Origin of the sequence: Mesorhizobium sp. M0800 (genome assembly GCF_040320095.1) — a bacterium.
Lineage (GTDB): Bacteria > Pseudomonadota > Alphaproteobacteria > Rhizobiales > Rhizobiaceae > Mesorhizobium.
Genome location: NZ_JAMYOZ010000085.1, coordinates 1 through 844, shown reverse-complemented (window position 1 = coordinate 844; position 844 = coordinate 1). Strand labels below are relative to the sequence as shown.

Sequence of the window (844 nt, the reverse complement as noted above, 5' to 3'; positions counted from 1 at the left end):
GCTAGGGTCAGGACCCATTAATTTGTTGAGTTGATCTCTGTTGGGTGATTCAAGGTGGCAGGAGGTGCCGCCTTGAGTGATTTGCTGATGTTGACGCCGGAGCAGATGCGCCGGATCGAGCCCTATTTTCCTTTGTCGCATGGTGTGCCGCGTGTAGATGACCGCCGGGTGCTGAGCGGCATCCTGTTCGTGATCCGCAATGGTCTTCGCTGGCGAGATGTCCCTTCCGACTACGGTCCGCACAAGACTATCTACAACCGCTTCATCCGCTGGAGTCGGCTGGGTGTGTTCAACCGCATCCTGGCGGAACTGGCCGCGCAGGGCGGCGAAACGGACAATCTGATGATCGATGCCACCCATCTCAAAGCGCATCGCACTGCCGCCAGCCTCCTTAAAAAGGGGCTCTATCCCGATGTATCGGACGCAGCCGAGGCGGACTGACCACCAAGCTGCAAGTGGTCTGTGACGGCAAGGGACGTCCGCGGCTGCTGCATCTGAGCGAAGGGCAGGCCAATGATCACAAGACTGCTGCGGCAGTGATCGAGGATTTGCCCGCCGCCAAATCCCTGCTCGCCGATCGGGCCTACAGTTCAGCGGCCTTCCGCCAGGCGCTCGTCGAGCGCGGTATCACGCCATGCATCCCACCCCATGCCAAGCATCGTGTTCAGCACAGCTACGATCCTGTCCTATACCGACAACGCCACAGGATCGAGAACATGTTCGCACGCCTCAAAGACTGGCGACGCATCCACACCAGATACGACCGATGTGCTCACACCTTCCTGTCGGCGATCGCCTTCGCTGCAGCCTTCATCTTCTGGATCAATGAGTCCTGACCCTAGCT

The 844-nt window shown here is 59.1% G+C and carries 1 protein-coding gene; it reads left to right on the top strand.

All coding sequences use genetic code 11. The features are described 5' to 3' along the window. Nucleotides 1-72: 72 nt before the first annotated feature. Nucleotides 73-836 (top strand): IS5 family transposase gene (locus NKI18_RS33330; protein ID WP_156937481.1). Its coding sequence is split into 2 segments (ribosomal slippage): nucleotides 73-412 and nucleotides 412-836, totalling 765 coding nucleotides; the frame shifts between segments, so codons are not numbered across the junction. Nucleotides 837-844: the final 8 nt, after the last annotated feature.